A 25,778-nucleotide genomic window follows, 5' to 3' on the forward strand; every position below is an offset into this window, starting at 1 on the left:
CCTTCTCCAGTGCGACGTTCAGAGTTCGGGGTGGTGGCGGCGCAGCAGCCGACGGAGGACGGTCGCCCGGACACCGATGGCGAAGACGAGGGCGGCGAATCCGCCGACCGGTCCCATCGCCGGGACGAGCGCGGCGGCGGCCAGCGGGGTGGCGATCAGCCCGGCGATCGAGGCCGACGCCGTGAGCGTGAGGACCTTGCTGTTGGTGTTTTCGATCAGGAAGCCCGCGTAGAGCCGGACGGCGAACAGCACCGTTTCGACCAGGACGAAGACGCCGAGGACCACGTATGCGCCGACGGTGTCTTCGGCGGTCAGCACCGCGCGGGCCGCCGGGATCGCGAGGGCGATCCCCGCCAGGACGAGGAACGCGAGCGCACCCCGTTCGACCAGTTTCAGCAGGTCGACCGCGCGGGATCGGCCCGCCGCCGCCCCACTGCCGCGCAGCCGCGCCGAAATCGCCGGCTGGTGCACGCGAAGCTGATAGAACAGCAGCGAACAGAACGCGCTGCTGGCCAGCAGGGCGACGTAGAACGGTCCACTGTCGACGGTCCGCCCCGCCAGCGCCAGTACGCCGAACACCGTCGACGTCGCGAGGACGTCCAGCACCTCGGTCAGCCCGAGCAGCACGGTGGTCCGGCCGAAGGCGGGCAGGAGCCGGTGCCCCTCGATCCTTTCCACCCGCAGCCATTTCTTCGGCAGCAGTCCCGCGGAGAAGCCGAGGATGAGCAGGATCCCGCCGAGCAACAGGCCGAGATGTGTCAACGGCGACCAGCGGACGAACCACGTGCCCACTGTCACGGCGCCGACCACCAGTGCGCCCGCGGTGAACGCCAGAGCGTCCAAAGTGGACTTTCCGGTGAAGCGGTGCAGGCCCGAGACGGTCATCAGCAGGCCACCGGAGATCGACCAGCCCGCGGCCGTCAGGTACAGCGCGGCGTCCGAATCCGGTGCGACGATCAGCGCGACCGCCATCGCCGCCAGCACCACCAGCACCGGGACGACGGCGACGCGGACGGCCAGCGCGGCGACCGCGTCCCGTGTCATCCTCAGGCGCGGCAAGCACTTCAACGCCGATTTCTCCGCCGCCGACGGTACGAAGTTGAGCCATGTCATCAGCCCGAGCGCGGTGGCGAACCGGCCGTAGTCGTGCGCGCCCCAGGCGGTGACGAGCACCAGGCCCATCGCCTGGATCGCCAGCCGGAACACGCCACGACCGGCGAGCAGCCGGAGCACCATGGACGGCTTCGGCGCCGCGATGGACGCGGTGCCGGCGCCGGTGAGCGAAGTGCCGGTCAAGGGAGCGGTACCGCCGCACCCTGCTCGTCGAGCAGGAACTTCAGCGTGCCGCGCAGTTCGTCCTCCGCCGCGAGCACGTCGGGCACGGTCGGCGCGGAAAGCACGGCGTACCCCATCTTGTAACCGGCCTGCTCGTACGGTTTGACGTAGGTGTCCTCTTCCGCGAACAGTTCGAGGTTGTGCACCGCGGGCATGGCGCGGACCTCGTCTACGCCCTCGATGCGCACGATCCGGCCGCCGCGGTCGGAGGCGAGGATGTGGATGAGCGTCGGGCGCGGGTCGCGCGGGGAGAGCACGACCTCGCCGCCGGTCGCGGCGGCGATCCCCGCGGCGATCAGGTCGACGCCGGTGCTGTGCTCGATCGCCTCGGCCAGGCCGTTCCCGCCCATCCGGGCGCCCATCTCGATGAGATAGAACTTCCCGTCACGGCCCAGGACGGCGTCGAGGGTGAGCGGCCCGGTGCGGTAGCCGAGTTCGGCGCACAACGCGGCCAGCATCACCGGGAGCGCGCGGTCGACCACCGGCGGCAGTCCGGCGGGCAGCAGATGCGACGCCGTCACGAAGAACGGCGGCGGTGTGAGCGTGCGCCGGGTGACCGCGTGGAACACGATCCGGCCGTCGACCGCGAGTGCTTCGATCGTGTAGTGCGAGCCGTCGAGGTGTTCCTCGACGACCAGCTTGCCCGACGGCGAGAACGCGAGGGAGTCGGAGAACGCGGTGGTGAGGCCGCCGGGGCTCGCGCAGGAGACGACACCGCGGCTGCCGGAGGAGTCGACCGGTTTCACCAGCGTCGGGAACCGCAGTTGCTGCGCGGCGAGCGCGAGGTCCGGGCCGGGCTTCCCGCCGACGCTGCGATAGGTCGGCAGACGCAGCCGGTCACAGAGTTCGCGGAAGACGGACTTGTCGACGGACGCGGCGACGGCGGCTTCGGGCAACGGGTCGGGCAGGTTCCAGTGCCGGGTGAGCCAGGCGAGCGCGGGCAGCCCGACGTCGCTGGCCGGGCAGAGCACCCCGGCGATGTCGTCCCGTCCCTCGAGTGCCGCCGCGATCTGTTCCGGCGCGCGGACGCTGACCTGGACGAACTCGTCGGCCAGCGCCACCGCGGGCGCGCTCGCGCGGACGTCGACGCAGATGGTGCGGAAACCGAGCTCCCGCGCCCGGTGGTACGTGCTGACCGAACCGTCGGCGCCGCCCAGGATCACCAGGCTCCGTACCGCCGCCGTGTCTTCGGTGTTCTTCACTCCCGCTTGCCTTTCCCCAGGATGGATCTCGGCCGTGGCCGAGGAGTAGAGCCGGTCGTCCTCGTCGACCGGGAAGCTGGCTTCCCTGATGTAGAACTGCCGTGGCCGCGCCTGCCCCGCGCCGACCACGACCAGGTAGCGGACGGACAACGCGAGCACGGTCAGCAGCACGGAGAACATGACGAACGTCAGCGCCGAAGCGGCGGTCAGCCCGAGCAGCCCGGTGGCGGCCGCGATCCCGGCGAGCACCGAGATCCCGGCGGCCAGCACCGCCGCGGTCGAGGCCATCGTCGTCAGCCGCCGGGTGAAGCCGACGAACAACTCGATGGCGTGCGAGGAAAGGAAACCGAAGCCCACTTTGGACTCACCGCGTTCGCGGGCCCGGTGTGCCACCTGGACGGTGGTGTAGCGGCTGGTCAGCCTCGGCACGGTGGCGAGGAAGTACGGGGTGCCCAGCCGGAGATCGACGATCTTGCGCGCGAGCTCCGTGCGCACCAGGCGGAACGCCGTCGCGCCGGGCGGGATTTCGATGCGCAGGACGCGGCGGCCGACGAAATGGAACGCGGCGGTTCCCCAGCGTCTTAGTAAGGGATCTTGCCTATTGGTGCGAACACCGAAAACGGCGTCGTTGCCCGCCTCGGCGGCCATGATCAATTTCCCCACCTCGGAGGCCGGGAACTGTTGATCGGCGTCCATGTGCAGGAGCCACGGTTTCCCGGCGTACCGGTAACCGGCGGAAAAGGCCGCTTCGAACCCGAAGTTCCTGGTGAAGGACAGATAGCGCACCCGGGGGTCGGTATGCGCGAGCGCCCGGATGACGTCCAGGGTCCCGTCCGTGCTCCCATCGTCCACATAGAGCAGTTCGAGGGGGAGATTTCCCAACTCGGCGACGATCTCCCGGTAGGAGGGCTCGACGTTGTCGACTTCGTTGAAGCACGGGACGACTACGGTGAGTCCACTTTCCGCCGGGCCGGGGGTCGACCAGCTCATCTGTCGAATCCCTGCGATGAGTGCGCTATTGTGTTCGTAGCGTCACGCGTTGTGTTTTCACGGTTCATGAGTCCCCTTGGCCCCAGGCGTCCGGCAGGTCGTGCCGGATCGAAAGTTCCCGTGTTATAGGCAGACTCGCTTTGCTGCCGCTAGGGGAATCCGCAAGTTCGTCCTTTCAGCTCAGTCGAAAAGGTGGGAAGTCGGGCGAAAACCGGATGAATCCGACGCGGGGTATTCCCAAACCGCCGGTGATGACGCAGGCTTGCGCGCCATGTGGACTGTGGGGGTGAATGCTGCCTGGCGGGCCGCCTACCGGCGGTCGGTGCGGTCGGCCTTCGCGACGGTGCCGTTCTACCGGGAACGCTGGGCTCTGGACGGCAGAACGGATCCCGTGCTGGTACCCGGTCGCACCGGGACGGATTCGGGCGCCGCGCCACTGGCCGAAGCGGTGCACAAGATCGTCGATCTGGTTCCGCTCGCCGGTGGCACGCAACGGATCGAACCGAGCCGGGGCCTGGGTCCCGTGCTGCGTAAGGCACGCTCGGTGAGCGGTGACGCACTGGTCGTGGTGCTCGGCGGGGACGGCGTGCGGCCGCCGTCGGACCTGCCGCGCGGGGTTCGTTGCTGTGTGGTGGATCCCGACGTCCCGGCGCCGGGCGTGCTGGCGGAAGTGTCCTCCGCGCTTCGCCGCGGCCGTCGCGTGCTCGCGGTCGGCGACGACAAGCAGCTGGCCGTCTTCGCCGCCGCCCTACCCGAAGACCGTGCGTACCGGGTCGAATCCGTACCGCGACGGGAACTGGACACAATGGACTCCGGGCCGTACGGCGTGCTACACGATCCGGCGCTGGGGTATCTGGGCGCGATCGAGGAATGCGGCCGCTGGCATCTCGACTGGCAGCGTGTCTACGCGCGCCCGACGACGGGCGGGCTCGCGTTCACGCTGCTGCGCCAGGATTCCCCGCGGTTCGTGGACGTGCTCCCGGCCGGCGGCGTCCGTGGTGAGATCGCGCCGTGCCCGCGACACGGGACGCCGGTCGTGCTCACGTGAAGACGGGTTTCCACGATCCCCGCACCGATCCCGTTCCCGTCGGCTGGCCGGAGTTCTCCCGCGCCGCCCGCCTGCATCCGGTGTGGGACTACGACGTGATGGGGCTCGACGCCTGGACCGCGCGGAACCCGCCGGTGCTCGCCACCGTCTCGGACGGTGCCAGGATCGTCGCGGCGTTTTCGGTGCTGGTGTGCCGTCCCCGGCTGCGATACCGCTTCGCGCCGACACCAGGACACCGGTTGCTGCGCCCGTTCTGGGCCGAGGTGTGCCAGCCCTGGCTGAGCGGCTACCCGGGGCTCGCGTTCGCACCGGAGGTCACCGCCGCCGACCGTCGTCCGCTGATCCGGGACTTCGAACGATCCCTGCGCCGGAGGCTCGGCCCCGGCCTGCTCGGAGTGCTGTACCGGGCGCTGGGTCGGGACCTCGCGCACGACCTCCAGGGCCGCGGGCGGCTGGTGAAGGCCGTCGATTCCGTGGCCGTGCTGGAAAACCGCTTCGCCTCGGAAGACGAATGGATCGCCTCGCTGCCCAAGTCGCGGCGGGGCGGGCTGCGACGGCAGCGGCGCCGGATCGCCGACGATCCGGATGTGCTGGTCGTCGGTGGTGCCGGCCGGGAAGACCTCGACAGCGCCGAGGTCGCGACCCTCATCCAGGGGCATCGTGACCGGCACGGCAAGCTCCCGCTCGACACCAGGACGCCGCCTTCCGCCGCGTTCCTGCACCGGTTCCTGCGGCGGCCGGACGTGCACACGCTGACCTACACCGGCGCGGACGGCAGGCTGCTCGCGGTGAACACGTTGCTCGATCATCCGGACAGCCCGGCGAAACAGCATTGGGGCACCTTGCCGGTGGACGAAGGCGGGCGGCGGGGGCTGCTGTTCGACTCCTACATCCACGCCATGCGATACGCCACGCGGCGCGGGGTCAAGGAGCTCACCGCCGGGCGCGGACTACCCGAACTCAAGGCCACGCTGGGTTTCCGGGCGCGCCCGGTGTACGCCGCGGCCGTGCCGAGACCGGTACTGGGATGGTGACGATGAAGGTGGCGGCGAGAAGCACCGTGTTCGAGGCCGAGGTGCTCGATCCGAGGACCGCGGCCGAACCCGAGGGCTGGAGTGGTTTCCAGCGGCGGGCGAAGCTGTGGCCGGTTTGGGAATACGACGTCCTGCGCCGGGAAGCCTGGATGGCGAAGAACCCCGCGGTGCTCGCGGTGCTGCGCCGGAACGGGACGATCGTCGGCGCGTTCACCGTGATGGTGTGCCGGAGCTGGCGGGCGGGCGATTTCGCGCCGTTGTCCGTCCTCGGTGGCCGGCTCCGCCCGCGCTGGGCCGAGGCCTATCTCTGGCAGCTCAGCGGTTATCCCGCCGGGGTGCTCGACGAGCGGCTCGACGAGGCCGAGCGTCGGGAAGTGGTGCGCCGGTTCGAACGGGCACTGTGCGCCCACCTCGGCCCGGGACTGCTGGGCCTGATCTACCGGGCGATGAATCCGGAGCTCCTTCCGGCGCTCGACGGCCCGGGCCGGATGTCCCGGGAGATCGACCCGGCCGCCGTCCTTACCAACGACTACTCCACTGTGGACGATTGGGAACGGACGCTCGACGACGAGACCCGGACGACACTGCGCGAACTGCGGGAAGACGGGGACCTGCGCACCGAGGCCGCCACCGCCCGCCGGGACCTGGACTGCCACGAGCTCGCCGTCCTGCTCAACGCCCACCGGCGCAGGCAGGACGACCGGGCCTGGGCAGGCGGGCAGCGGTCGCGGTTCGGCGGGCTGCACATGGACACCCGGAGCCCGATCGCACCGTCCTATCTGGACGCGTTGATCCGCCGCCCGGACGTCGTCACCCGTACCTACCGTGACGGATCGGGACGGCTGCTGGGTTTCGGCACGCTGTTCGACGCCGACGACGGATGCGCGCTGCACCAGTGGGCCGCGCCGCCGAGCGCGGCAGGCGGACGGAAAGGGCTCTATGTCGACTTCTACGCCAGGGGAGTGGAGCACATGATCACGCAGCGGCGCCCCGAACTGACCGCAGGCCGGGCGATGCTGGACAACAAGACCCCGCTCGGCTTCGGCACCAGGTCCCTGGTGTCGGTCGCCGTACCGAGACCGGTGCTGGGCCGATGACCTGGGACGTGCGGGTGCTCGACCCGCGGACCGATCCGGAACCCGAGGGCTGGGCCGGTTTCCTCGACGCGCAGCAGGCCCCGGTCCCGTGGGACTACGGGTTGCTGCGGGTGGAGTCCCGCTTTTCGCCCAGCCCCACCGCGCTCACCGTGATCAGCGACGGCGGCGAGATCGTCGCCGCGGTGCTGGCGATGCTGTGCGCCCCGATCTCCCCGGCGGGTCCCGGTGCCGTGCGCGGTATCGCGCGGCTGGGTCCGCGCTGGGTCGAGGTGCAGCACGCGTGGCTTTCCGGATACCCGCCGTGGTTGTTCGCCGACGGCCTCGACGCGGCCGACCGGCGGGAGATCATGCGCCGGTTCGAGCGGGCCGTCGGCCGCTTCACCGGGCCGGGCTGCCTCGGTGTCGTCTACCGCACCGTCCCGCCGGAGTCGCTCGACATGCTGACCGGACGGGGCAGGCCCGTTCGCGACACGATGCCGACGTCGGTGCTGGAGAACCGGTTCGTCGACGTCGACGGCTGGCTGGCGTCCCTGCGCCGCAGCCGGCGGCTCAGCCTGCGCGGACAGTCGAAGAAGATCGCCGCCGACCCGGACGTCGTGGTCCGCACCGAAGCCGCCCGCACCGACCTCGACGCGCTGGAACTGGCCACCATGCTGCGGGAGCACCGCGAGCGGATGGGGCCGGTGAAATTCGACCGGCGCGGTCCGGTCACCGCCGAATACCTCGGTGAACTCGTGCGCAGGCCGGATGTCATCACCTCGACCTACCACGACGGCGAAGGCAGGCTGCTCGCGTTCACCAACGTGCTCGACCATCCCGTCGCGCCGCTGCACCAGCATTGGGCCGCGCTCGCCCCGGAGGAGGGACGCCCGAAGCACCTCTACTTCGAGGCGGTCGTCCGGAACGTGCGCTACATGATCGAGGGCAACCGGAAATCCCTGTCGATGGGCCGGGGCCTGACCGACCTCAAGGCGACGCTCGGTTTCCAGCCGGTCCCGCTGCTCGGGGTCATCGTGCCGAGACCGGTGACGCGATGGTGATCGAGGTGCTGGACCCCCGCCGCGACCCGGAGCCCGCGTACTGGAAGTCGTTGCGGGGCAAGGCGGGGCTGCGCGCGGACTGGAGCTGGGAGGTGCTCACCGCCCAGGCGTGGGCGGCGCGCACCGAACAGCCGGTCACGGTCCTGCTCGAAGACGGCGAACCGCGGGGCGTGGTCAGCTCGGCGTGGGTCACCGGGCTCACCCGGCGGCACCGGTTCGCCCGCACGGCGGGACGGGGGCGGCTCGGCGGGCTCGACGTCCGTTCCCCGGGCGCGGGAGCGATGCCGGGCTGGTGGTTCGACGGCGAGGACGAAGACGGCGGCGTCGGCAGGCTGCTGGACACCTTCGTCCCGGCCATGCGCGAGGAACTCGGGTTCGGCCTGCGCGCGCTGCTGGTGCGCCAGGTCGGCGAGTCCGGAGTGGACAGTGTCCGCGGCGGGCCGAAGATGGTGCGCCGCACGGAGGACGTCGCCGTCCTCGACGTCACGCCGTTCTCGAGCCGGGACGACTGGATGCACTCGCTGGCCAGGAAACGCAAACAGAACCTGCGTAAGATCTTCCGCACCTTCGACGCCGATCCGTCGCTCACGGTGCGCGTGCGCCCGGGCGCCGAGGCCGATCCCGTCGAGATCGCGGAACTGCTGCGGCACAACGAAACCAAACACCACGATGTGCCGATCGTGCCGCTGCCGGCGTTCGTGGGCCATCTCGGCAGACTGCTGCGGCAACCGGACGTGCACGTCATCGAGTACCGCGAGACCGCCACCGGCCGGGCGGTCGCCGTCGCGACCCTGCTCGACCATCCGACGCTGCCGATCGCCCGGCACTGGGCGGCGCTGCCGCGGGAACTCGGCGGACGGCCCGATCTTTACTTCCACTTCTACGGCGAAGCCGTGCGCTGGGCGCTCGAAGCCGGGCGGCCGCAGGTGGTGTTCGGCAAGAAGATGTCCGAGATGAAGGCCTCGCTGGGGGCGCGTCTGGTGCCGCAGTACGCGGCCGCGGTCGCGCTGCTCTGAGCCTCACGAGGCGGCGGAGGCCAAGCCCCGCAGGAAGAGGTCGATGGCGAACTCGAACCGCTCCTGCGCGGTCTCCGCGGTGAAGTACTCGCCCGCGCCCAGCAGGTTCGGGAAGGCGCCGGGCGGGAAGGACGTCATGTACTCGACCATCCGCCTGCCGCGCTGTTCCTGCTCGGCGAGGTCGATGTCGCCGTGTTGCCAGCCTGCGCCTTCGTAGGCGAAAGCCTTGGCGTAGAGCCATAAAGCGTCCGCGGCGAACAGCGCCCGCTTGAGATCGAGACCGCCCGCGCGCAGGACCGCGAGCATCGCTTCGGCCTGCTGAAGGGCGTTCGCGCCGACCGGGACGGGGATGGCCCACGCGATCTTGGCGATCCCGGGGACCGATGTCAGCGCGCGCACGTTGTCGCGCAGCAGATCCTTCGCCTGTTCGACCCAGCGATCCGGGTCGGGTTCGGGGAACGGGCCGAAGGCGAGGACGTGGTCGACCATCAGCTCGTGGAGCTCTTCCTTGTTCGCCACATGGGCGTAGAGCGACGCCGGGCCGGTCTCCAGCGCTTTGGCCACACACCGCATGCTCACCGCCTCCAGCCCTTCGCGGGCGAGGAGGTCCAGTGCCGTCTTCACCACGAGCTCCTGGGACAGCACGGGTTTCTCGGCGCGACGCCGGGGCCTGCTCACTTCGTTCGCCTCCTGATCCGGGGTTCGCCGGGAACTCTACTTGACGCGAACGCCGTTCGTCTGTAGAACAGTGTTCGTCAAACGAACGGTGTTCGTCTAACTGGAGGAAGTCATGACCGAACGAAGGAACGAAGTGCTGGCCGTGCTGGGCGAGCTCGCCGACGCGTGGAACGAGGGCGACGCGGCCGCGTACGCCTCGCACTTCACCGAAGACGCCGACTACGTGACCTTCTTCGGGATGAACATGCCGGGCCGCGCGATCATCGAAAGCGCGCACCGTGCCCTGTTCGAGGGACCGCTCCGGGGATCGAAACTGGTCTCGGGCGGCGGTGAGCCGAAGGTCCGGTTCGTCCGGCCGGACGTCGCGATCGTCGTGTCCGGCGGCGGATCGTCGCTCTCGGGCGGGGCACCCGAGCCGGGCCGGGAATCGACGCTGACGTACGTCCTCGTCGAGGAGCCCGGCGGCTGGCGGGTCGCGTCCTTCCAGAACACCCGGGTGAGCGATCCGGCCGCGGGCGCCCCGGCGGGCGGGGAGAGGCGTACGCTCGGTTAGGTTCACCTAAGTCACAAAAAGGGAGTGTGGATGGCCGAGGCGAGGAGAGCGGTGTCGACGACCCGGTTGCGGGTGCTGCGCACCGAGCGGATCACCCCGCACATGGTCCGGATCGTCGCCGGGGGCGAAGGGATCGCTTCGTTCCGGCCCAACGACTTCACCGACGCCTACGTCAAGGTGCACTTCCGGGTGCCCGGCGTCACCTACCCCGAGCCGTTCGATCTGGCGCGGATCCGCGAAGAGCTGCCGCGTGAGCAGTGGCCGCGGATGCGCTCCTACACCGTCCGGGCCTTCGACCCGAATCTCGGCGAACTGGTGCTCGACTTCGTCCACCACGGTGACGAGGGGGTCGCCGGACCGTGGGCCGCCGCCGCGAAGCCCGGCGACGAACTGCTGATCTCCGGACCCGGCGGGGCGTACGCGCCGGGCGAGGAGGCGGACTGGCATCTGCTCGCCGGTGACGAGAGCGCCCTTCCGGCGATCGCCGCTTCGCTCGAGGCGATGCCGGCGGGCGTTCCCGTGCACGCGTTCATCCTCGTGGAGGACGCAGGCGAAGAGCAGTCGCTGACCACCAAGGGCGACGCGCGGATCACCTGGCTGCACCGGAGCCGGGGCGACGACCTCGCGGCCGCCGTCCGCGCGCTCGAGTGGCGTGAAGGTGTCGTGCAGGCGTTCGTCCACGGCGAGGCCGGGTTCGTCCGTGAGCTGCGGCGTCATCTGCTGGACGACCGGGGGATGCGGCGCGACCTGCTGTCGATCTCCGGATACTGGCGGATCGGGAAGACCGACGAGGCGTGGCGACTGGAGAAACAAGCCGAGCGGAACGCGTAGCCTCGGTCGCATGATCGAGCTGAAGGTGGACGTCGACCCGGCCGAGGTGGGTTTCGACGCGGAGCGGCTGCGCCGGATCGACAAGCACTTCGACGGATACCTGGAGCGGAACCGGCTTCCCGGGTATCTGGCCGTGGTGACCAGGAACGGGAAGGTCGCGCATCTCGCGGCGAACGGGCAGCGCGACATCGAGGCCGGGCTGCCGGTCGAGACCGACACGATCTGGCGCATCTACTCGATGACCAAGCCGGTCACGTCGGTCGCCGCGATGATGCTCGTCGAAGCGGGACTCATCGATCTCAAGGATCCGATCTCCCGCTGGCTGCCGGAGTTCTCGGAGCCGCGCGTCTTCGCCGGAGGCTCGTCGGTGAAGCAGGCGACCGTGCCCGCGACCGAACCGATCCGCCTCTGGCATCTGCTCACCCACACCGCGGGGCTCACCTACGGGTTCCACCGCACGCATCCGGTCGACGCGGCCTACCGCGACGCCGGCTTCGACTTCGGCACCGCGCCAGGGCTCGACCTGGCCGGTGTCTCCGAGGCGATCGCGCGGCTGCCGCTGCTGTTCGAGCCGGGTTCGGAATGGAACTATTCGGTCGCGACGGACATCCTCGGCAGGCTGATCGAGGTCGTCTCCGGTCAGCCGCTCGACGTCTTCTTCGCCGAGCGGATCTTCACCCCGCTCGGCATGCACGAGACGGGGTTCCAGGCCGCCGCCGGCGATCTCGACCGGCTGGCCGCGCTCTACGTGCCGCATCCGGTCACCAAGGAGCCGTTCCGTCACGACGAGATGGGCGCACTCGGCCGAGTCGCGCCCACGTGTTTCTCGGGAGGCGGAGGGCTGGTCTCCACGGCGGGTGACTTCCACCGGTTCGCCCAGATGCTGGTGCGCGGCGGCGAACTCGACGGTGTCCGCCTGCTCGGCCCGCGCACGCTCCGGCTCATGGCGACCAACCACCTGCCCGGCGGCGTGGATCTGGAGACCTGCGGCCGGACCGGATTCTCCGAGGCGCCGTACGACGGTTTCGGCTTCGGGCTCGGTTTCTCCGTCCTCGACGACCCGGTGAAGGCCAAGACCCTCGCCAGTGCGGGCGAGTTCGCCTGGGGTGGCGCGGCGAGCACGGCGTTCTGGGTCGATCCGGACGAGGACATCACGGTCCTGTTCTTCACTCAATTGCTGCCGTCGTCGACGTACCCGATCCGCGTCGAATTGAGGAACCTGGTGTATCAAGCCTTGGTCGACTGAGGGGAAGCCCGCCTACCTGGCGTCGAAAGGCGCGTGATCCGGGGCGCAGACGGTGCCGCGTGCCGGAAGGCGTCCGTGGGTCAGGTAGGCGTCGACGGCCGCGTCGACACAGGCGCTGCGGTTCAACGCGCCGTGCCCCCACGCGTCCAGCGTCAGGAGCCGGGCGTTGCCAAGGATGCGTTCGGTGCGCTCCGCCCCGGCGTACGGGGTTTCCGGATCGCCCTTGCCGTTGGCCAGCAACAGGATCGGCGCGGTCGGCCGGTTCCACGGTCCCGTGTACCGCGCGTCGTCGGTGGCGGGCCAGAAGGCGCACGGCAGGGAGAGATACGTGTCGTACGAACCGAAACCGCGGCCTTCCCGGTCGGCCGCGCGGGCGGCGCGGGGCCAGGCGGCCGGGTCCCGCGGATTCGCGGTGTTCGCGCAGATCGTCCCGCCGCCACCCATCGCGGAATCGAACGGCGTCGCGATGGCCTTCGCCGCGACCGGTTTCGTCGCGGACTGGAGGAATTCCGCCAACGCTGGGGAATTGGCCTCGTCGGTCAGCGCGTTGTGGGTACGCCGGACGACCTCCTGGTAGGTGATCGGTCCCGGCGTGGTTTCGAGCCGGTCGAGGAGCGCGTCGTACTTGGCCCGCAGATCAACCCCCGGCTCGCGGAACGCGCACCGGACGTCGGCCGCGCACGTGTCGAGGAAGGCCTGCAGCGCGCGGTCCGCGTCCCGGAAACCGCCGAGCCTGGTGCTGAACGGGACGTTCGCGTCCTCCGGGCGGTACCCGGTGGACCAGGCGATCGGATCGTCGACGGCGTCCAGTGCCAAGGCGCCGACCCGATGCGGGAACAGGTTGGCGTACACCTCACCGACGTAGGTGCCGTAGGAAAGCCCGTAGTAACGCAGCCGGGGCTCGCCGACGGCTTGGCGCATCCTGTCGAGATCCCTGGCGACGTTCGCGGTCGACAGGTGGTTCAGCAGCGGCCCGGCGTTGCGGCCGCAGGAGGCGGTGACCTCGCGGGCGTCGGCGAAATGCCGGGTCTCCTGCTCGGCGGTGATCGGGAAGGTACCCAGGATGCGTTTGAGGGGAGCGGTTTCCGCGTCGCTGGTGAAGCACCGGACCGGTGTGCTGGCGCCGACGCCGCGCGGGTCGAAGCCGACGATGTCGAACTGCCGATGCAGGGACGGGGTCTGGAACCTGCTGAAGCGGCCCTGGTTCCCGGGGCCGCCGGGGTTGGTGAAGAGGGTGCCGCGTTTGTGCTTCCGGTCCGTCGCCGGGAGACGGCCGAGCGCGATGGTGATCCGCGGGCCGTCAGGGTCCTGATAGGACAACGGGACCTCGATCTCGGCGCAGTCGTAGCCCGGTGGCGAGCCGGACGGACAGGCGCCCCACGCGAGACCTCTCGGCGCGGCCGAAACCGCGGGCGTGATCGTGAGGGCGGCGAGTGCGGAAAGTGTGAGCGCGGCGGCGACGCGGATTCTGGTCACCGGGCCAGCGTCTCGCCTCGCGGGCGCGCGATCCCTGGTGCCTGTACCCGGAACGATGGTGGGGTACGCCCCTCCATGTTCAACATATAGCGCACCCAGGGGCTTGCGGCAAGACCCCGGTGATACCGCAGAATCCTCGGCCGTAGCCAGAACAGGCCGAACAGGAGTGAAGATTTGACGGACGTCGACGTGATCATCGTGGGTGCCGGCCCGACCGGTCTGATGCTGGCCGCCGAACTGCGGCTGGCCGGTGCGCGCCCGCTGGTCCTGGAACGGCGGCCGGAACAGGGGAAGACTCCGAAGGCCCACGGCCTCAGCGGGCAGATCCTGGACCTGCTGCACCATCGCGGCCTGCTGGAGAAGGTGCGGGGGCTCGTCACCGATCCCGTGCCGCCGCACCGCTTTCCCTTCGGTGGGGTCCACGTCGACCTCACCCGGTTCGACGAGCCGCCGCTGAAGGCGCTTTCGGTACGGCAGCAGTCGCTGGAGCGGCTGCTGGAGGAGCACGCCACGGAGCTCGGCGCGGAAGTGCGTCGCGGGCACGAGGTCGTCGGGCTGCGCCAGGACGACGTGTCGGTGATCGCCGAGGTGCGCGGCCCGGACGGGACGTACGAGGTCACCGCCCCGTATCTGGTCGGGTGCGACGGCGGGCGCAGCCCCGTCCGGGCGATGGCGGGGATCGGCTTCCCCGGCACCACCTATCCGGAGGTGAACCGGATCGGGCAGGTCAAGATCCCCGAGGGGCTGACCGTGCACGACAACGGCGACATCGAGACGCCGGAGCTGGGCCGGATCAAGGCGGGCTTCACCCGCACCGACACCGGCGTGTTCGCGCTCGGTTCGCTGACGCCGGGGATCGTGTTCATCCAGACCACGGAGGACGATCCCGGCGAGATCGACGACGACGTGCCGATGACCCTGGCCGAATTCGGGGACAGCATCCGCCGGGTGCTCGGCGGGGACGTCCCGCTGGGCGAGCCGGTCCGGCTCTCGCGCTACCAGTTCTCCGCCCGCCAGGCCGAGCGCTACCGCGAAGGCCGGATCCTGCTGGCGGGCGACGCCGCCCACCTGCTGCCCTCCACCGGCACGGCGATCAACGTCGGCATGTCCGACTCGGTCAACCTCGCCTGGAAGCTGGCCGCCGAGATCCAGGGCCGGGCACCGGAAGGACTGCTGGACACCTATCACGCGGAACGGCACGCCGCCGGTGCGCGGGCGCTGCTGCAGTCCCGGGCTCAGGTCGCGTTGCGGCGTGGGCATGACGAAGCCGCCGAAGCGCTCCGCGCGGTCTTCCAGGAACTGCTGGACGACGAGCAGGCCGCGCGACGGCTGGCCTCCCATGTCGCCGGGACCGACACGCGCTACCCGATGCCGGGTTCCGCGCACGCGCTCGCCGGCATGTTCGTCCCGGATCTCGCGCTGCAGACCGACGACGGGGCGACCAGCGTCGCCGAGTTGCTGCGCGGGGCGCGGCCGGTGCTGCTCGATCTCGCGGGACGGCCCGATCTGCGTGAGCTCGCGCAAGGCCGCGCCGACGTCCACACCGCGAAGGCCGAGGACAGGCCCGCCGACGTCCTCCTGATCCGCCCGGACGGCTACGTCGCCTGGGCGGGCGACGACGCGGACGGCCTGCGTGAGGCCCTCGCCGCCTGGTTCGGCGCCTGACCCCCACGCATTTCGTCCTCTGAATGCGGAAGAACGCATTCAGAGGACGAAATGCGGGTGTCAGCGGTTGATGACCTCCGAGCCGTAGCGCTTCAGGGTTTCCTCGCGCTGGTCGTGCATGAGGTACAGCGAGAACTGGTCGACACCGAGCGAAGCCAGCTCCTCCAGCCGTTCGACGTGCGCCGACGACGGGCCGAGCAGGCAGAACCGGTCCACGATCTCGTCCGGGACGAAGTCGGTCGACGGATTCCCCGCCCGCCCGTGGTGCGAGTAGTCGTAGCCCTGCCGCTCACGGATGTAGTCGGTCAGCTCGTGCGGCACCGGACCGGAATCGCCGTACCGCGCCACGAGATCCGCGACATGGTTGCCGACCATCCCGCCGAACCAGCGCAACTGCTCCCGCTGATGCGCCAGATCGTCGCCGACGTACGCCGGGGCCGCGAGGCAGATCGTGATCCCGGCCGGATCCCGTCCCGCCGCGCGAGCGGCCTCGCGCACGGAACCGATGGTCCACCGGGCGATCGCGGGATCGGCGCACTGCAGGATGAAGCCGTCAGCGTGTTCGCCGACCGTCTTCAGCGCCTTCGGCCCGTAACCCGCCATCCACATCTCAAGCCTGCCGTTGCGGATCCACGGGATCCGCACCGGCTTGTCCCGCAACAGGACCTCGCGTCCTTCGGCCAGCTCCTTGACCACGTGCATGCAGTCGCGCACGGTGGCCAAAGTGGACGGTGGCATGCCGACCACCCGGTGCGCCGAGTCGCCGCGGCCGATCCCGCACACCGTCCGGTTGCCGTACATGTCGTTGAGCGTGGCGAAGGTCGACGCCATCACCGACCAGTCCCGCGTGGCCGGGCTGGTCACCATCGGGCCCACGATCATCGACGACGTCGCCGCGAGGATCTGCGAGTAGATGACGAACGGTTCCTGCCACAGCACACACGAGTCGAAGGTCCAGCCGTAGCGGAACCCCTGGTCCTCTGCCGCCTTCATCAGCCGCACGAGGTCGCGCGCGGGCGGATCGGTCTGGAGAACTATCCCGAAGTCCATGGCCACCGCCTCAGTTCAGGTACTGGTTCAGGTCGCGCGAGAGGAATTTCCCGTGCGTCGTACTGCCCGAGAAACCGGACGGCGACACCACCACGCGCCCGCGCGAGAGCACGGTGTCGACCTTGCCGGTGATCTCCATGCCCTCGTAGGCCGAGTAGTCCACGTTCATGTGATGCGTTTCGACCGACAGGGTCTGCTTCGCCGCCGGGTCGTAGACGACGATGTCCGCGTCGGAACCCGCCGCGATCACCCCCTTGCGCGGGTACAGCCCGAACATGCGCGCCGGGGTGGTCGAGCAGGTCTCGACCCAGCGTCCGAGCGTGAGCTCGCCCGCCACGACCCCTTGGTGCAGCAGGTCCATCCGGTGCTCGACGCCGGGGATCCCGTTGGGGATCGCGCGGAAGTCGCCGCGGCCGAGTTCTTTCTGGTCCTTGAAACAGAAGGGGCAGTGATCCGTCGACACCACCGAGAGATCGTTGGTCCGCAGCCCTCGCCACAGATCCGCCTGATGCGACTTCTCGCGCAGCGGGGGAGAGGCGACGTACTTCGAGCCCTCGAAATCCGGCTTCGCCAAGTCCTCGATGGACAGATACAGATACTGAGGACACGTCTCCGCGAAGACGTTCTGCCCGTCGTTCCGCGCTTCCGCGACCGCCGCCAGCGCCTGCGACGCCGAGAGGTGCACGATGTACAGCGGCGCCCCGGTCACCTTGGCCAGCTGGATCGCGCGCGAGGTCGCCTCGCCCTCCAGCTCCGGCGGGCGGGTGAGCCCGTGCTGCACCGGGTCGATCTTCCCGGCCGCGAACGCCTGCGCGGCCAGCTGGTCGATCGCGATGCCGTTCTCCGCGTGCATCATGATCGTCGCGCCGATCTCGCGCGCCTTCTGCATGGCCAGCAGGATCTCGCCGTCCGTGGAGTAGAAGACCCCCGGATAGGCCATGAACATCTTGAAGCTGCCGACCCCGCCGTCGACACAGGCCTGCATCTCCTTCAACGACGAATCGTTGACGTCGGAGACGATCATGTGGAAGCCGTAGTCGATGGCGCAGTTGCCGTCGGCCTTCTCGTGCCATTTGTCCATAGTGGACAGCAGTGAGGTGCCCTTGGCCTGGACGGCGAAGTCGATGATCGTGGTCGTCCCGCCCCACGCCGCCGCCGTCGTGCCGGTGCCGAAGGTGTCGACGGAATGCGTTCCGCCGAACGGCATCTCCATATGGGTGTGCGCGTCGATCCCGCCGGGCAGGACGTACTTCCCGGTGGCGTCGATGGTCTCGTCGGCGGGCCCCAGCGTGCCGGGGGCACCGACGGCCGAGATCGTCTCGCCGTCGACGAGGACGTCCGCCGCCGAAGCGCCCATCGTGGACAGCACCTGCCCGCCGCTGATGAGGGTGGTCATCACGCCTCCGCGAGGGGTCCGTAGCTGTCGGGACGCCGGTCCCGGTAGAAGGCCCACAGGTCCCGCACTTCGGCGAGCTTGCCCATGTCGAGATCGCGGACGACGATCTCCTCCTCGGTGTCGGACGCGGCTTCGCCGACGAGCTGGCCGCGCGGGTCCGCGAAATACGACTGGCCGTAGAAGTCGTTGTCGCCCAAGGGTTCCACCCCGACACGGTTGATCGTACCGACGTAGTACTCGTTCGCGACGGCGGCCGCGGGCTGCTCCAGTCGCCACAGGTACTCCGAAAGACCCCGGCTGGTCGCCGACGGGTTGAACACGATCTTCGCCCCGGCCAGGCCCAGCGCCCGCCAGCCCTCCGGGAAGTGCCGCTCGTAACAGATGTAGACGCCGATACGGCCGACGGCGGTGTCGAACACCGGGTAACCCATGTTCCCGGGCCGGAAGTAGAACTTCTCCCAGAAGCCCTTCACCTGCGGGATGTGGTTCTTGCGGTGCTTGCCGAGGTAGGTGCCGTCGGCGTTGATCACCGCGGCGGTGTTGTAGTACACGCCGGGCTGCTCGACCTCGTACATCGGCACGACCAGCACGACACCGTGGCGTTCGGCGACCTCCTGCATGAGCTTCGTCGTCGGCCCGTCGGGGATGCCTTCGGTGTAGGAGTAGTAGTCGGTGTCCTGCACCTGGCAGAAGTACGGGCCGTAGAACAACTCCTGCAGGCAGACGACCTGCGCGCCCTGCGAAGCGGCCTTGCCGATGGCATCGACCGCGTTCGCGATCATGGACTCCTTGTCACCCGTCCACCGCTGCTGGATCAATCCGGCTCGGACCACGTCGCTCACTTGCATCCTCCTCGATTTCGGTGGTGCGCTTGCGTTCGGGCAGGGACAGCAGCAGGTAGACGACGAAGGCGCCCGCCAGGCCGACGACCCAGTTGTAGTCGTAGAGGGGTTTCAGGAACGGGATCAGCCCGTCGGCGGGGAATGGCCCGCCGTACGCGCCGCCGACCGCGAGCACGGCGCCGACCAGCGTCGCGACGAGCGCACGCCAGTTCCAGCCGCCGTTGAACCAGTAGATCCCGCGTTCGGTGTACAGATCCCGCAGGCGCAGCTTGGTGCGGTAGACGACCCAGTAGCCGGCGACCATCACCCCGGCGACGGCGCCGAGCAGGCCGCCGTAGAAGCCGAGCCACGCGAAGATGTAGATGTTCGGGTCTGAGTAGAGCCGCCACGGCTGGATGACGATGCCGATGATGCCGGTGATCAGCCCGCCGACCGCGAACGTGATCTTCTTCGGGAAGGCGTTGGAGAAGTCGTAGGACGGGCTGACCACGTTGGCCGCGAGGTTCGCCGACACGGTCGCCAGTACCAGCGCGACCAGCGCGACCACCACGACGACCGGGGAATCGAACCGGTCGGCCAGTTTCGCCGGATCCCAGATCTGCTCGCCGTAGAGGACGCTGCCGCCCGAGGTGGTCAGGATGGCGACGATCGCGATGAACGTCATCGTGGTCGGCAGGCCGAGGATCTGGCCGCGGACCTGCTTGCCCTGGCTGCCGCCGAACCGGGTGAAGTCCGGCATGTTCAGCGAAAGCGTCGACCAGAACGCGATCATCGCCATCAGCGACGGGGCGAACACCTTCCAGAAGTCCGGCCCCCAGCCGAGTTTCCCGGGTTCGGACAGGATCGGGCCGAGCCCGCCCGCCTTGACCAGCACGTAGCCCAGCAGGATCAGGAAGCCGACCGACACCAGCGGAGCCGTCCAGTTCTCGAACCGGCGGACCGCCTCCATCCCGCGCCAGATGATGAGCATCTGGAACAGCCAGAAGAGGCCGAACGAAAGCCACAGTGTCCAGTGCTGGCCGAGGACGACGGCGGAATCCTTCCAGCCGGACCCCGCCAGCCGTCCGACGATGATGTAGATCGCCTCGCCGCCGACCCAGGTCTGGATGCCGAACCAGCCGCACGCGATGAACGCCCGCAGCAACGCCGCCAGATTCGCGCCGCGCATCCCGAAGAAGGCACGGGCGAACACCGGGAACGGGATGCCGTACTTCGTCCCGGCGTGGCTGTTGAGCAGCATCGGGATCAACACGATCAGGTTGCCGATGGTGATGGTGAGCAGCGCCTGCACCCAGTCCATGCCGAGCGCGATCAGCGACGCCGCGAGCGCGTAGGACGGGATGTTGTGCGCCATGCCCATCCACAGCGCGAAGTAGGTGTACGTGGTCCAGGTCCGCTTTTCGACCGGGACCGGGGCGAGTTCTTCGTTGTAGAAGCGGCTGTCCTTCAAGGACTCGACCTCGCCGAGTTCCACCCGGCCATCAGGATGCACGTGCTGCGTACCGCGTGCCGTCGGCTCCATTGCGGAATCGTGCTCGCCCGCGCCGCGCGGGTGGGACTGGCAGACTGTTCACTGTTGAGGGTGTCGGAACGCAGACTGTCGATTGCGTTCGAAGGCCACTGGTGCATGACCTGCGTCACACACGCGGACGTAGCAATCCGGCAAACCGGCCGAAACATCTCCACAGGATCTCCACAGCTCACCCGGATGGTCTCCACGGCCGATGCCTACAGTCATCCCCATGGAACTGGGAGGACGCCGGGTGCTGGTCGTCGAGGACGACGTGACCATCGCGGAGAGCATCGCCGCGCGTTTGCGGGCCGAAGGATTCTCGGTCGACCTGGCGCACGACGGCCCGTCCGGTGTGGAGACGGACGCCGAGCGGGAGCCGGACCTGGTGGTGCTCGACGTGATGCTGCCGGGCTTCGACGGGCTGGAGGTCTGCCGCCGGGTCCAGGCCCGCCGCCCGGTCCCGGTGCTCATGCTGACCGCCCGCTCGGACGAGACGGACATGCTGATCGGTCTCGGCGTCGGCGCGGACGACTACCTCACCAAACCGTTCTCGATGCGGGTGCTCTCGGCGCGGGTGCACGCGCTGCTGCGCCGTGTCGAACGGTCCGCGCGCGCCGAGGGCGAGGACGCTGGCACGAAGATCGTGCTCGGCGACCTCGAAATCGACGTCGACCAGCGGCGGGTCACGCGGGCGGGCACCCAGGCCCAGCTGACGCCGATCGAGTTCGACCTCCTCGTCCACTTCGCGAAACGCCCGAGGGCGGTGCAGCCGAGGGAACGGCTGCTCAGCGAGGTGTGGGACTGGGACGTCGCGGGCACCGGTTCGGGCACCCGCGCGGTCGACAGCCATATCAAGGCGCTGCGCCGCAAACTGGGCGCCGACCTCATCCGCACCGTGCACGGCGTGGGATACGCCCTGGAGGTGGGATCGTGAAGCTCCGCCCGCTGCTCGGCCGCGTGGTCGACGCGCTCCCGAGACCGCTCGACCCGGTCCGCTCCATCAAGCTCAAGCTCGCGATCCTGCTGGTGTCGTCGGGCGGGATCGCGTTCGCCTTCTTCAACTGGCAGATCGGCTGGCTGCCGCCGCGGACCACGATCGCGGCCATGGTGCTGGCCGTGGTCACCTCGCAGATCCTGGCGCACGGGATGACCAGGCCGCTGCGGGAGATGACCGCCGCGGCCCGCGCGATGGCCAAGGGCGACTACACCCGGCGGGTCCGCGCGACCGCCCGCGACGAGGTCGGCGAGCTGTCGCACGCCTTCAACCAGATGGCCGCCGACCTGGATGCCTCGGATCAGCGTCGCCGCGAGCTGATCGCGAACGTCTCCCACGAGCTCCGCACCCCGATCACCGCGCTGAACGGGGTGCTGGAGAACCTGGTCGACGGGGTCGCCGAACCCGATCCGGCGACGCTGAAGACCGCGCTGCAGCAGACCGAACGGCTCGGCAGGCTGGTCTCGGAACTGCTGGATCTCTCTCGGATCGACGCGGGCGCCTTCCCGTTGCAGCTGGAGGAGTTCGATCTCGAACTGCTCCTGGAGGAGGTCGCCACCGAAGCCGGGGTCACCGGTCGCGGCGTGCGGTTCTCCGTCGACGTCCAGCCGCCCGGCGCGACCGCTGTGGCCGACCGCGGCCGGCTCTACCAGGTCGTGGTCAACCTGCTCGACAACGCCGTCCGGCACGGACCCGCCGGGGGAGAGGTCCGGGTGCGGGCGGAGGCTCGCGAGGCCGACGTCGTCATCGAGGTCGAGGACGAAGGCCCCGGGATCCCTCTTGGGGAGCGGGACAGCGTGTTCGAGCGGTTCACCCGCGGTGAGCGGGCCGGCGGCGGGGGCACCGGCCTCGGGCTCGCGATCGCGCGGTGGGTGGTGGACCTGCACGACGGCAGCATCGCCGTCGTCACCCCCGAAGGACGGCCGGGCTGTGTCATCCGCGTCGTGATCCCCGTTCCGTAGTTCCCCGGTCGCTTCTTTCGGGCGGCCGCGCACGGCCAACGATATGTGCTTTCGCAAACTGGAGGATTCGATGAGCGAAGAGCAAGAGGAGAAGCAGGCGCACGCGTCGCCGCCCTCGGCGACGACCACCCTGCCGCCCGCCCCGCCGGTGCCGCCCGTACCGGTACTGATGCGGCCGCGGGTGCCGCCGAAGTCGGCGATCGTCCCGCTGCCCGCCTCCGTGCTGCCCGCGGCGGTCGCGGCCGGGCTCGTCACCGCGGTCGTCATGCCGGACGACCCCGGGGCGGGCTGGTTCGTGGCCGGGCTCGCCTTCGCGGTGGCCGTCCACTTCGCCGACAAGCGCGCCCGTGGTGACGCCGAGCCGCATTTCGGGCCGGTCAACGGGGTGTGGGCGGCGGCCGCCCTCGGCCTGCTCGCGGTCGGGATGTTCCGCGCGTCGGTGTGGCTGAACGTGTTGTGCGTGCTGGCGGCCTTCGTCGCGGGATCCCTCGCGGTGGTCGGGAAACGCACCGTGAACACGATCTTCTACGACGTCTTCGCGGTCCCCATCGAAGCGCTGCTTTCGATCCCGTGGGTCGGGCGCGGGCTCACAAAACTCGGCAAGAAACAGGAAGGCCGGACACGGCCGAGGTTCCTCGTGCCGGTGCTGGCGAGCGCCTTGCTGCTGCTGGTGTTCGTCCCGCTGTTGCGGGGCGCGGACGCCGCGTTCGCGAGCGTCGTCGACGCGGTGATCCCCGAACTGAACCCGGGAACCTTCGTGCGCTGGGGTTTCCTGTTCGTGGTGGCCGTGTTCGCCGTCACCGGGGCGTGTTACCTGCTGGCGGCGCCCCCGCTGCCCGCCGCCGAAGACGCGCCGCGCAAACGGCTCGCGCACCGGCTCGAATGGACGTTGCCGCTGGGTGTGCTGGTGCTGCTGTTCACGAGTTTCGTCGTGGTCCGCCTGGTCGTGTTGTTCGGCGGCACCGAATACCTGCTGGCCACGAGCGGCCTGACGGCGGCCGAGTACGCCAGGAGCGGGTTCTGGCAGCTCTCCGCCATCACCGTGCTGACGCTGCTGCTGGTCGCCGCCGCTCTCCGCTGGGCGCCGAAGACCTCGGTGGCCGATCGTGCCTGGCAGCGCGGGTTGCTCGGCGCGTTGAGCGTGCTCAGCCTGGTGCTGGTCGCGTCGGCGTTGAGTCGCATGTGGACATATCAGCAGGCGTACGGGTTCACCGTGCTGCGGCTGCTGGTCGAGGTCTGCGAGCTCTGGATCGGCCTGATCTTCCTGCTGGTGCTCGCGTCCCTGATCCCGCTGCGGTCGGCCTGGCTGCCGCGCGCGGCCATCGGAGCGGCCGTCGCGGCACTGCTGGGGCTGGCCGTGCTCGATCCGGAACGGTTCATCGCCGACCGCAACATCGACCGGCTCGCGCACGGCAAGACACTCGACACCACTTACCTGTCACGGTTTTCCGCCGACGTGGTGCCGTCGGCCGACCGGCTCCCCGAGCCGCTGCGGTCCTGTGTGCTCGGACCGGTCGTGCGGGAAATCCCGGAAGATGATTGGCGCGAATGGAACCTGAGCCGGTCCCTCGCGCGTCAGACCCCTGTCACCGCGAAGGACGGGACCGGCTGCCGGTACGTGGTCCGTCCTTGAGCCGTGACCCACGGCCTTGATCGCCCTCTTTGGGGGTGAGGGCGATCAAGGCGGCGGTGAACGGCGCCGCCGGGCCACCGAGGGGGAGGTCCGGCGGTCACCTCGTCGGAAGTGCCGTGGTCAGAAGGTGAAGACGCCGGCCGACTCGGCGTCGGCGACGCACCGGTTGGCGTACGAGGTGCGGAAGGTGACCGGTTCGCCGCGCCATTTGCCGACCGCGGAGACGTCCACCGGCGAGTATTCGAGGGTGCAGGCCCGCGGTTCCGGACGGAGCTTCTCGAACTTTCCGTCCACTTCGGACAGTTTGCCGCAGGCGTTCCCGCGTGAGGGGTGGGAACCCCCGGTGGGCCCGCAGGTGAGCGAGACGGTGCCGATCCGGCCCCTGGTGTCGTGGCTGGTCAGCTGAAACGTGGATTCGGCGGGTTGCGCCGGGGCCATACAGGCCAGCGCGAGCACGCAGGCGCCGATCGGTTCGAAGAAAGCCATATCAACCCTATCGGCTGACGTGGCCCGATCACTGTGTTCCACGCTCGGGTGAGATTTGCTCACCCGGACGTGTGGTCGTCCGCTTTTCGAATGTCGTGGGCGAGCAAAGCGACATAAAGCGAGAGCATCGACTCCGGATCTTCGAGCCGCACGCCCAGTACCTGCTCGATCCGGGCCAGCTGCTGGTAGTACGCGGTACGGGAGGTGTGCGCGGCGGCGGCCGCCGCGGACTTGTTGCCGCCGTGCTCGCAGTAATGCCTCAACGCCTGAACGAGTCTGCTGCCCTGCGCGGCGTCCCGGCTCAGCAGTGGGCCGAGCTCCCGCGCGGCGAACGCGGTGATCCGTTCGTCGCCGGCCAGCAGATGCAGCAGTCCGCGCAACCGGACGTCGTCGAGCCGGTGGAGCACGCGTTCGACGTTCTCGGCGAGTGCCGCGGCGGCGACCTGCGCGGCTTCGACGAGTGTCCGCCGCGCCTCGGCGGGCCCGCTGCCCGTGGTCCCGACCGCGACCACGGCGGGCGCGCCGGCGCGGGCCTCGTGGACGTCGGTGGCCAGCCGTCGGAGGACCGCGTCGACCCCCGCCTCCGGCGAGAGCGCGATCAGCGCACGCACCTGCGTGTCGTCGGTGGCCACCAGCGCGGACACCTTGGCGTGCCGCGCGGCGAGCACGGTCGCCTCGGCGAGTTCGCGCAGCAGCACCGGGGTGGACTGCGCGGTCTTGGCGGTCACGGTGATCCGGGGCCGCACGGCGACCCCCACCAGCAGCCGCCCGGTGAGCGGGACACCCAGCGCGGAGGCCCGCGCGGTCAGTTCGGCGGGCGGGACCGGGTTCGCCAGCAGTTCGGTCAGGATCGCGCGGTGCGCCTGGCGTTCGAGGCTGTCGGTGTCCTTCGCGACCAGCCGGTGGACCGCGAGCGCGGACGCCGCCCGTTCGGCGACCACGACGTGCCGGTGCGGCGGCGGGTCCCCGCAGACGACGACCAGCCGTCCCCAGTCGTGCCCGCGCGCGCCGACCACGGTGATCAGCCAGCCCGCGCCCTGGTGGTAGCCGGTCCGCTCGCCGACCTGCACCGGGCGCGACCGGGACGGCCAGCCGGGCAGCAGTTCACCGGGATCGGTCCCCGCCGTGTCGTAGGCGAGGACCTCGTGCGAGAGCGTCTCCAGTACGACGGGATGTTCGGTGAGCCTCGCGACCTCGCGCAGGATTTCCCCCGGTTCGGCCCCGGCGATCGTGAGCGCGGTGAAGGTCTCGTGGACCCGCTCAGCCGCGCGTAGTTCGTCGACCTGGGCGTCGACGATCAGCCCGTTCACCGCCTCGGTGACCGACACGAACCGCGTCTCGCGCGAAAGGGTGATCAGCGGGACACCGTGGCGGTCCGCGGCGTCGACCAGCGCGGGCGGCAGCTTCTCGCTCCAATGCCGGACCAGTTCGACGACGATCCCGGCGACCCCGATCCCCGCCAGGTCACCGACGTACCTGGCCAGCGCGGCGCCGTCGTCGGGCAGCGCGACCCCGGTGGTGAGCACGAGTTCCCCGCCCCGCAGCAACGGGGCGATGTCCGCGACCTCGGCGACGTGCGCCCAGCGGACCGGCGCGTCCAGCCTCGCCGCCCCCGCCACCACATGGGGCCTGCCCTGACGCAGCACCGGCAGCGCGAGCACCTCGGCGACGGTCGGGTACATCGGCCTCCC

The 25,778-nt window shown here is 69.9% G+C and carries 22 protein-coding genes; 12 read left to right on the forward strand and 10 right to left on the reverse strand.

Annotated elements, in window-relative coordinates:
• Positions 1 to 18: 18 nt before the first annotated feature.
• On the reverse strand, positions 19 to 1,296 hold the full coding sequence (locus ED92_RS25600) for a hypothetical protein (RefSeq protein ID WP_037342789.1): 1,278 nt from the start codon (positions 1,294 to 1,296) through the stop codon (positions 19 to 21).
• Positions 1,293 to 3,527, reverse strand: coding sequence for a glycosyltransferase (locus ED92_RS43835; RefSeq protein ID WP_037342792.1), 2,235 nt, complete (start codon positions 3,525 to 3,527; stop codon positions 1,293 to 1,295). The genes ED92_RS25600 and ED92_RS43835 overlap by 4 nt, the downstream gene beginning before the upstream one ends.
• A 322-nt stretch (positions 3,528 to 3,849) precedes the next feature.
• Between ED92_RS43835 and ED92_RS25610 the strand changes: the two genes are divergently transcribed.
• Genes ED92_RS25610 through ED92_RS25630 form a run of 5 tightly spaced genes read left to right on the forward strand, consistent with a single transcriptional unit; the run spans position 3,850 to position 8,762 of the window.
• A complete protein-coding gene (locus tag ED92_RS25610; protein WP_037342793.1) occupies positions 3,850 to 4,575 on the forward strand; it encodes a hypothetical protein in 726 nt (241 codons plus the stop codon).
• Positions 4,572 to 5,609, forward strand: coding sequence for a GNAT family N-acetyltransferase (locus ED92_RS25615; RefSeq protein WP_037342794.1), 1,038 nt, complete (start codon positions 4,572 to 4,574; stop codon positions 5,607 to 5,609). Before ED92_RS25610 ends, ED92_RS25615 begins: the two co-directional genes overlap by 4 nt.
• Positions 5,603 to 6,706 carry a hypothetical protein gene (locus ED92_RS25620; protein ID WP_037342795.1) on the forward strand — a complete coding sequence of 368 codons (1,104 nt, stop codon included), beginning with the start codon at positions 5,603 to 5,605 and terminating at the stop codon, positions 6,704 to 6,706. Before ED92_RS25615 ends, ED92_RS25620 begins: the two co-directional genes overlap by 7 nt.
• Positions 6,703 to 7,746, forward strand: a complete 1,044-nt coding sequence (locus ED92_RS25625) for a hypothetical protein (protein WP_037342796.1) — start codon at positions 6,703 to 6,705, stop codon at positions 7,744 to 7,746. Before ED92_RS25620 ends, ED92_RS25625 begins: the two co-directional genes overlap by 4 nt.
• On the forward strand, positions 7,740 to 8,762 hold the full coding sequence (locus ED92_RS25630; protein WP_152611010.1) for a GNAT family N-acetyltransferase: 1,023 nt from the start codon (positions 7,740 to 7,742) through the stop codon (positions 8,760 to 8,762). Before ED92_RS25625 ends, ED92_RS25630 begins: the two co-directional genes overlap by 7 nt.
• 3 nt (positions 8,763 to 8,765) lie before the next feature.
• Here ED92_RS25630 and ED92_RS25635 read toward each other — a convergent pair whose 3' ends face one another.
• Complete coding sequence (locus ED92_RS25635) at positions 8,766 to 9,440, reverse strand: TetR/AcrR family transcriptional regulator (protein ID WP_125737406.1); 675 nt, start codon at positions 9,438 to 9,440, stop codon at positions 8,766 to 8,768.
• Positions 9,441 to 9,552: 112 nt separating this feature from the next.
• Between ED92_RS25635 and ED92_RS25640 the strand changes: the two genes are divergently transcribed.
• Genes ED92_RS25640 through ED92_RS25650 form a run of 3 tightly spaced genes read left to right on the forward strand, consistent with a single transcriptional unit; the run spans position 9,553 to position 12,070 of the window.
• Positions 9,553 to 9,993: an SgcJ/EcaC family oxidoreductase gene (locus tag ED92_RS25640; protein ID WP_037342797.1), complete on the forward strand. Its 441-nt coding sequence runs from the start codon at positions 9,553 to 9,555 to the stop codon at positions 9,991 to 9,993.
• 30 nt (positions 9,994 to 10,023) lie between these two features.
• Complete coding sequence (locus ED92_RS25645) at positions 10,024 to 10,824, forward strand: siderophore-interacting protein (RefSeq protein ID WP_037342799.1); 801 nt, start codon at positions 10,024 to 10,026, stop codon at positions 10,822 to 10,824.
• A 10-nt stretch (positions 10,825 to 10,834) separates the two neighbouring features.
• Entirely contained in the window at positions 10,835 to 12,070 is a 1,236-nt protein-coding gene (locus ED92_RS25650) for a serine hydrolase (RefSeq protein WP_037342800.1), read from the forward strand.
• Between the two features lie 12 nt (positions 12,071 to 12,082).
• On the opposite strand, the gene ED92_RS25655 is transcribed toward ED92_RS25650, so the two are convergent.
• Positions 12,083 to 13,546 carry an alpha/beta hydrolase gene (locus ED92_RS25655; RefSeq protein ID WP_037342801.1) on the reverse strand — a complete coding sequence of 488 codons (1,464 nt, stop codon included), beginning with the start codon at positions 13,544 to 13,546 and terminating at the stop codon, positions 12,083 to 12,085.
• 174 nt (positions 13,547 to 13,720) lie between these two features.
• Here ED92_RS25655 and ED92_RS25660 point away from each other — a divergent pair, with 174 nt between their 5' ends.
• Positions 13,721 to 15,211, forward strand: coding sequence for an FAD-dependent monooxygenase (locus ED92_RS25660; protein WP_037342802.1), 1,491 nt, complete (start codon positions 13,721 to 13,723; stop codon positions 15,209 to 15,211).
• A gap of 60 nt (positions 15,212 to 15,271) precedes the next feature.
• Here the strand turns inward: ED92_RS25660 and ED92_RS25665 are convergent, their stop codons facing one another.
• The 4 genes from ED92_RS25665 to ED92_RS25680 are packed head-to-tail and all read right to left on the reverse strand — an operon-like array spanning position 15,272 to position 20,021.
• On the reverse strand, positions 15,272 to 16,261 hold the full coding sequence (locus ED92_RS25665; protein WP_037342805.1) for a TIGR03842 family LLM class F420-dependent oxidoreductase: 990 nt from the start codon (positions 16,259 to 16,261) through the stop codon (positions 15,272 to 15,274).
• Between the two features lie 10 nt (positions 16,262 to 16,271).
• Complete coding sequence (gene hydA / locus ED92_RS25670) at positions 16,272 to 17,657, reverse strand: dihydropyrimidinase (protein ID WP_037342806.1); 1,386 nt, start codon at positions 17,655 to 17,657, stop codon at positions 16,272 to 16,274.
• Positions 17,657 to 18,499 carry a nitrilase-related carbon-nitrogen hydrolase gene (locus tag ED92_RS25675; RefSeq protein ID WP_037342809.1) on the reverse strand — a complete coding sequence of 281 codons (843 nt, stop codon included), beginning with the start codon at positions 18,497 to 18,499 and terminating at the stop codon, positions 17,657 to 17,659. The genes hydA and ED92_RS25675 overlap by 1 nt, the downstream gene beginning before the upstream one ends.
• Positions 18,450 to 20,021 carry an NCS1 family nucleobase:cation symporter-1 gene (locus ED92_RS25680; protein ID WP_037342810.1) on the reverse strand — a complete coding sequence of 524 codons (1,572 nt, stop codon included), beginning with the start codon at positions 20,019 to 20,021 and terminating at the stop codon, positions 18,450 to 18,452. Before ED92_RS25680 ends, ED92_RS25675 begins: the two co-directional genes overlap by 50 nt.
• A gap of 241 nt (positions 20,022 to 20,262) precedes the next feature.
• Here ED92_RS25680 and ED92_RS25685 point away from each other — a divergent pair, with 241 nt between their 5' ends.
• From ED92_RS25685 to ED92_RS25695, 3 genes are all read left to right on the forward strand, one after another.
• Positions 20,263 to 20,946 carry a response regulator transcription factor gene (locus ED92_RS25685; RefSeq protein WP_037343436.1) on the forward strand — a complete coding sequence of 228 codons (684 nt, stop codon included), beginning with the start codon at positions 20,263 to 20,265 and terminating at the stop codon, positions 20,944 to 20,946.
• On the forward strand, positions 20,943 to 21,968 hold the full coding sequence (locus ED92_RS25690) for a HAMP domain-containing sensor histidine kinase (RefSeq protein ID WP_037342812.1): 1,026 nt from the start codon (positions 20,943 to 20,945) through the stop codon (positions 21,966 to 21,968). Before ED92_RS25685 ends, ED92_RS25690 begins: the two co-directional genes overlap by 4 nt.
• A 70-nt stretch (positions 21,969 to 22,038) precedes the next feature.
• Positions 22,039 to 23,601 (forward strand): DUF4153 domain-containing protein, encoded by a 1,563-nt coding sequence (locus tag ED92_RS25695; protein ID WP_037343438.1) that lies wholly within the window; start codon positions 22,039 to 22,041, stop codon positions 23,599 to 23,601.
• A 120-nt stretch (positions 23,602 to 23,721) separates the two neighbouring features.
• Here ED92_RS25695 and ED92_RS25700 read toward each other — a convergent pair whose 3' ends face one another.
• The gene (locus ED92_RS25700; protein ID WP_037342814.1) at positions 23,722 to 24,087 is read right to left on the reverse strand and encodes an SSI family serine proteinase inhibitor; all 366 of its coding nucleotides are present in this window, start codon (positions 24,085 to 24,087) and stop codon (positions 23,722 to 23,724) included.
• Between the two features lie 59 nt (positions 24,088 to 24,146).
• Positions 24,147 to 25,769 carry a PucR family transcriptional regulator ligand-binding domain-containing protein gene (locus ED92_RS25705; protein WP_037342815.1) on the reverse strand — a complete coding sequence of 541 codons (1,623 nt, stop codon included), beginning with the start codon at positions 25,767 to 25,769 and terminating at the stop codon, positions 24,147 to 24,149.
• Between the last annotated feature and the right edge of the window lie 9 nt (positions 25,770 to 25,778).

The sequence above is a fragment of the Amycolatopsis sp. MJM2582 genome (genome assembly GCF_000754115.1).
GTDB classification, from domain to species: Bacteria; Actinomycetota; Actinomycetes; order Mycobacteriales; family Pseudonocardiaceae; genus Amycolatopsis; species Amycolatopsis japonica.

Bases quoted from the DNA above. Each gene is read 5' to 3' on its own strand.
- ED92_RS43835 (WP_037342792.1), bottom strand. From the start codon at position 3,527: ATGAGCTGGTCGACCCCCGGCCCGGCGGAAAGTGGACTCACCGTAGTC.
- ED92_RS25620 (WP_037342795.1), top strand. From the start codon at position 5,603: ATGGTGACGATGAAGGTGGCGGCGAGAAGCACCGTGTTCGAGGCCGAG.
- ED92_RS25625 (WP_037342796.1), top strand. From the start codon at position 6,703: ATGACCTGGGACGTGCGGGTGCTCGACCCGCGGACCGATCCGGAACCC.
- ED92_RS25630 (WP_152611010.1), top strand. From the start codon at position 7,740: ATGGTGATCGAGGTGCTGGACCCCCGCCGCGACCCGGAGCCCGCGTAC.
- ED92_RS25640 (WP_037342797.1), top strand. From the start codon at position 9,553: ATGACCGAACGAAGGAACGAAGTGCTGGCCGTGCTGGGCGAGCTCGCC.
- ED92_RS25645 (WP_037342799.1), top strand. From the start codon at position 10,024: ATGGCCGAGGCGAGGAGAGCGGTGTCGACGACCCGGTTGCGGGTGCTG.
- ED92_RS25650 (WP_037342800.1), top strand. From the start codon at position 10,835: ATGATCGAGCTGAAGGTGGACGTCGACCCGGCCGAGGTGGGTTTCGAC.
- ED92_RS25665 (WP_037342805.1), bottom strand. From the start codon at position 16,261: ATGGACTTCGGGATAGTTCTCCAGACCGATCCGCCCGCGCGCGACCTC.
- hydA (WP_037342806.1), bottom strand. From the start codon at position 17,657: ATGACCACCCTCATCAGCGGCGGGCAGGTGCTGTCCACGATGGGCGCT.
- ED92_RS25680 (WP_037342810.1), bottom strand. From the start codon at position 20,021: ATGGAGCCGACGGCACGCGGTACGCAGCACGTGCATCCTGATGGCCGG.
- ED92_RS25695 (WP_037343438.1), top strand. From the start codon at position 22,039: ATGAGCGAAGAGCAAGAGGAGAAGCAGGCGCACGCGTCGCCGCCCTCG.
- ED92_RS25700 (WP_037342814.1), bottom strand. From the start codon at position 24,087: ATGGCTTTCTTCGAACCGATCGGCGCCTGCGTGCTCGCGCTGGCCTGT.
- ED92_RS25705 (WP_037342815.1), bottom strand. From the start codon at position 25,769: ATGTACCCGACCGTCGCCGAGGTGCTCGCGCTGCCGGTGCTGCGTCAG.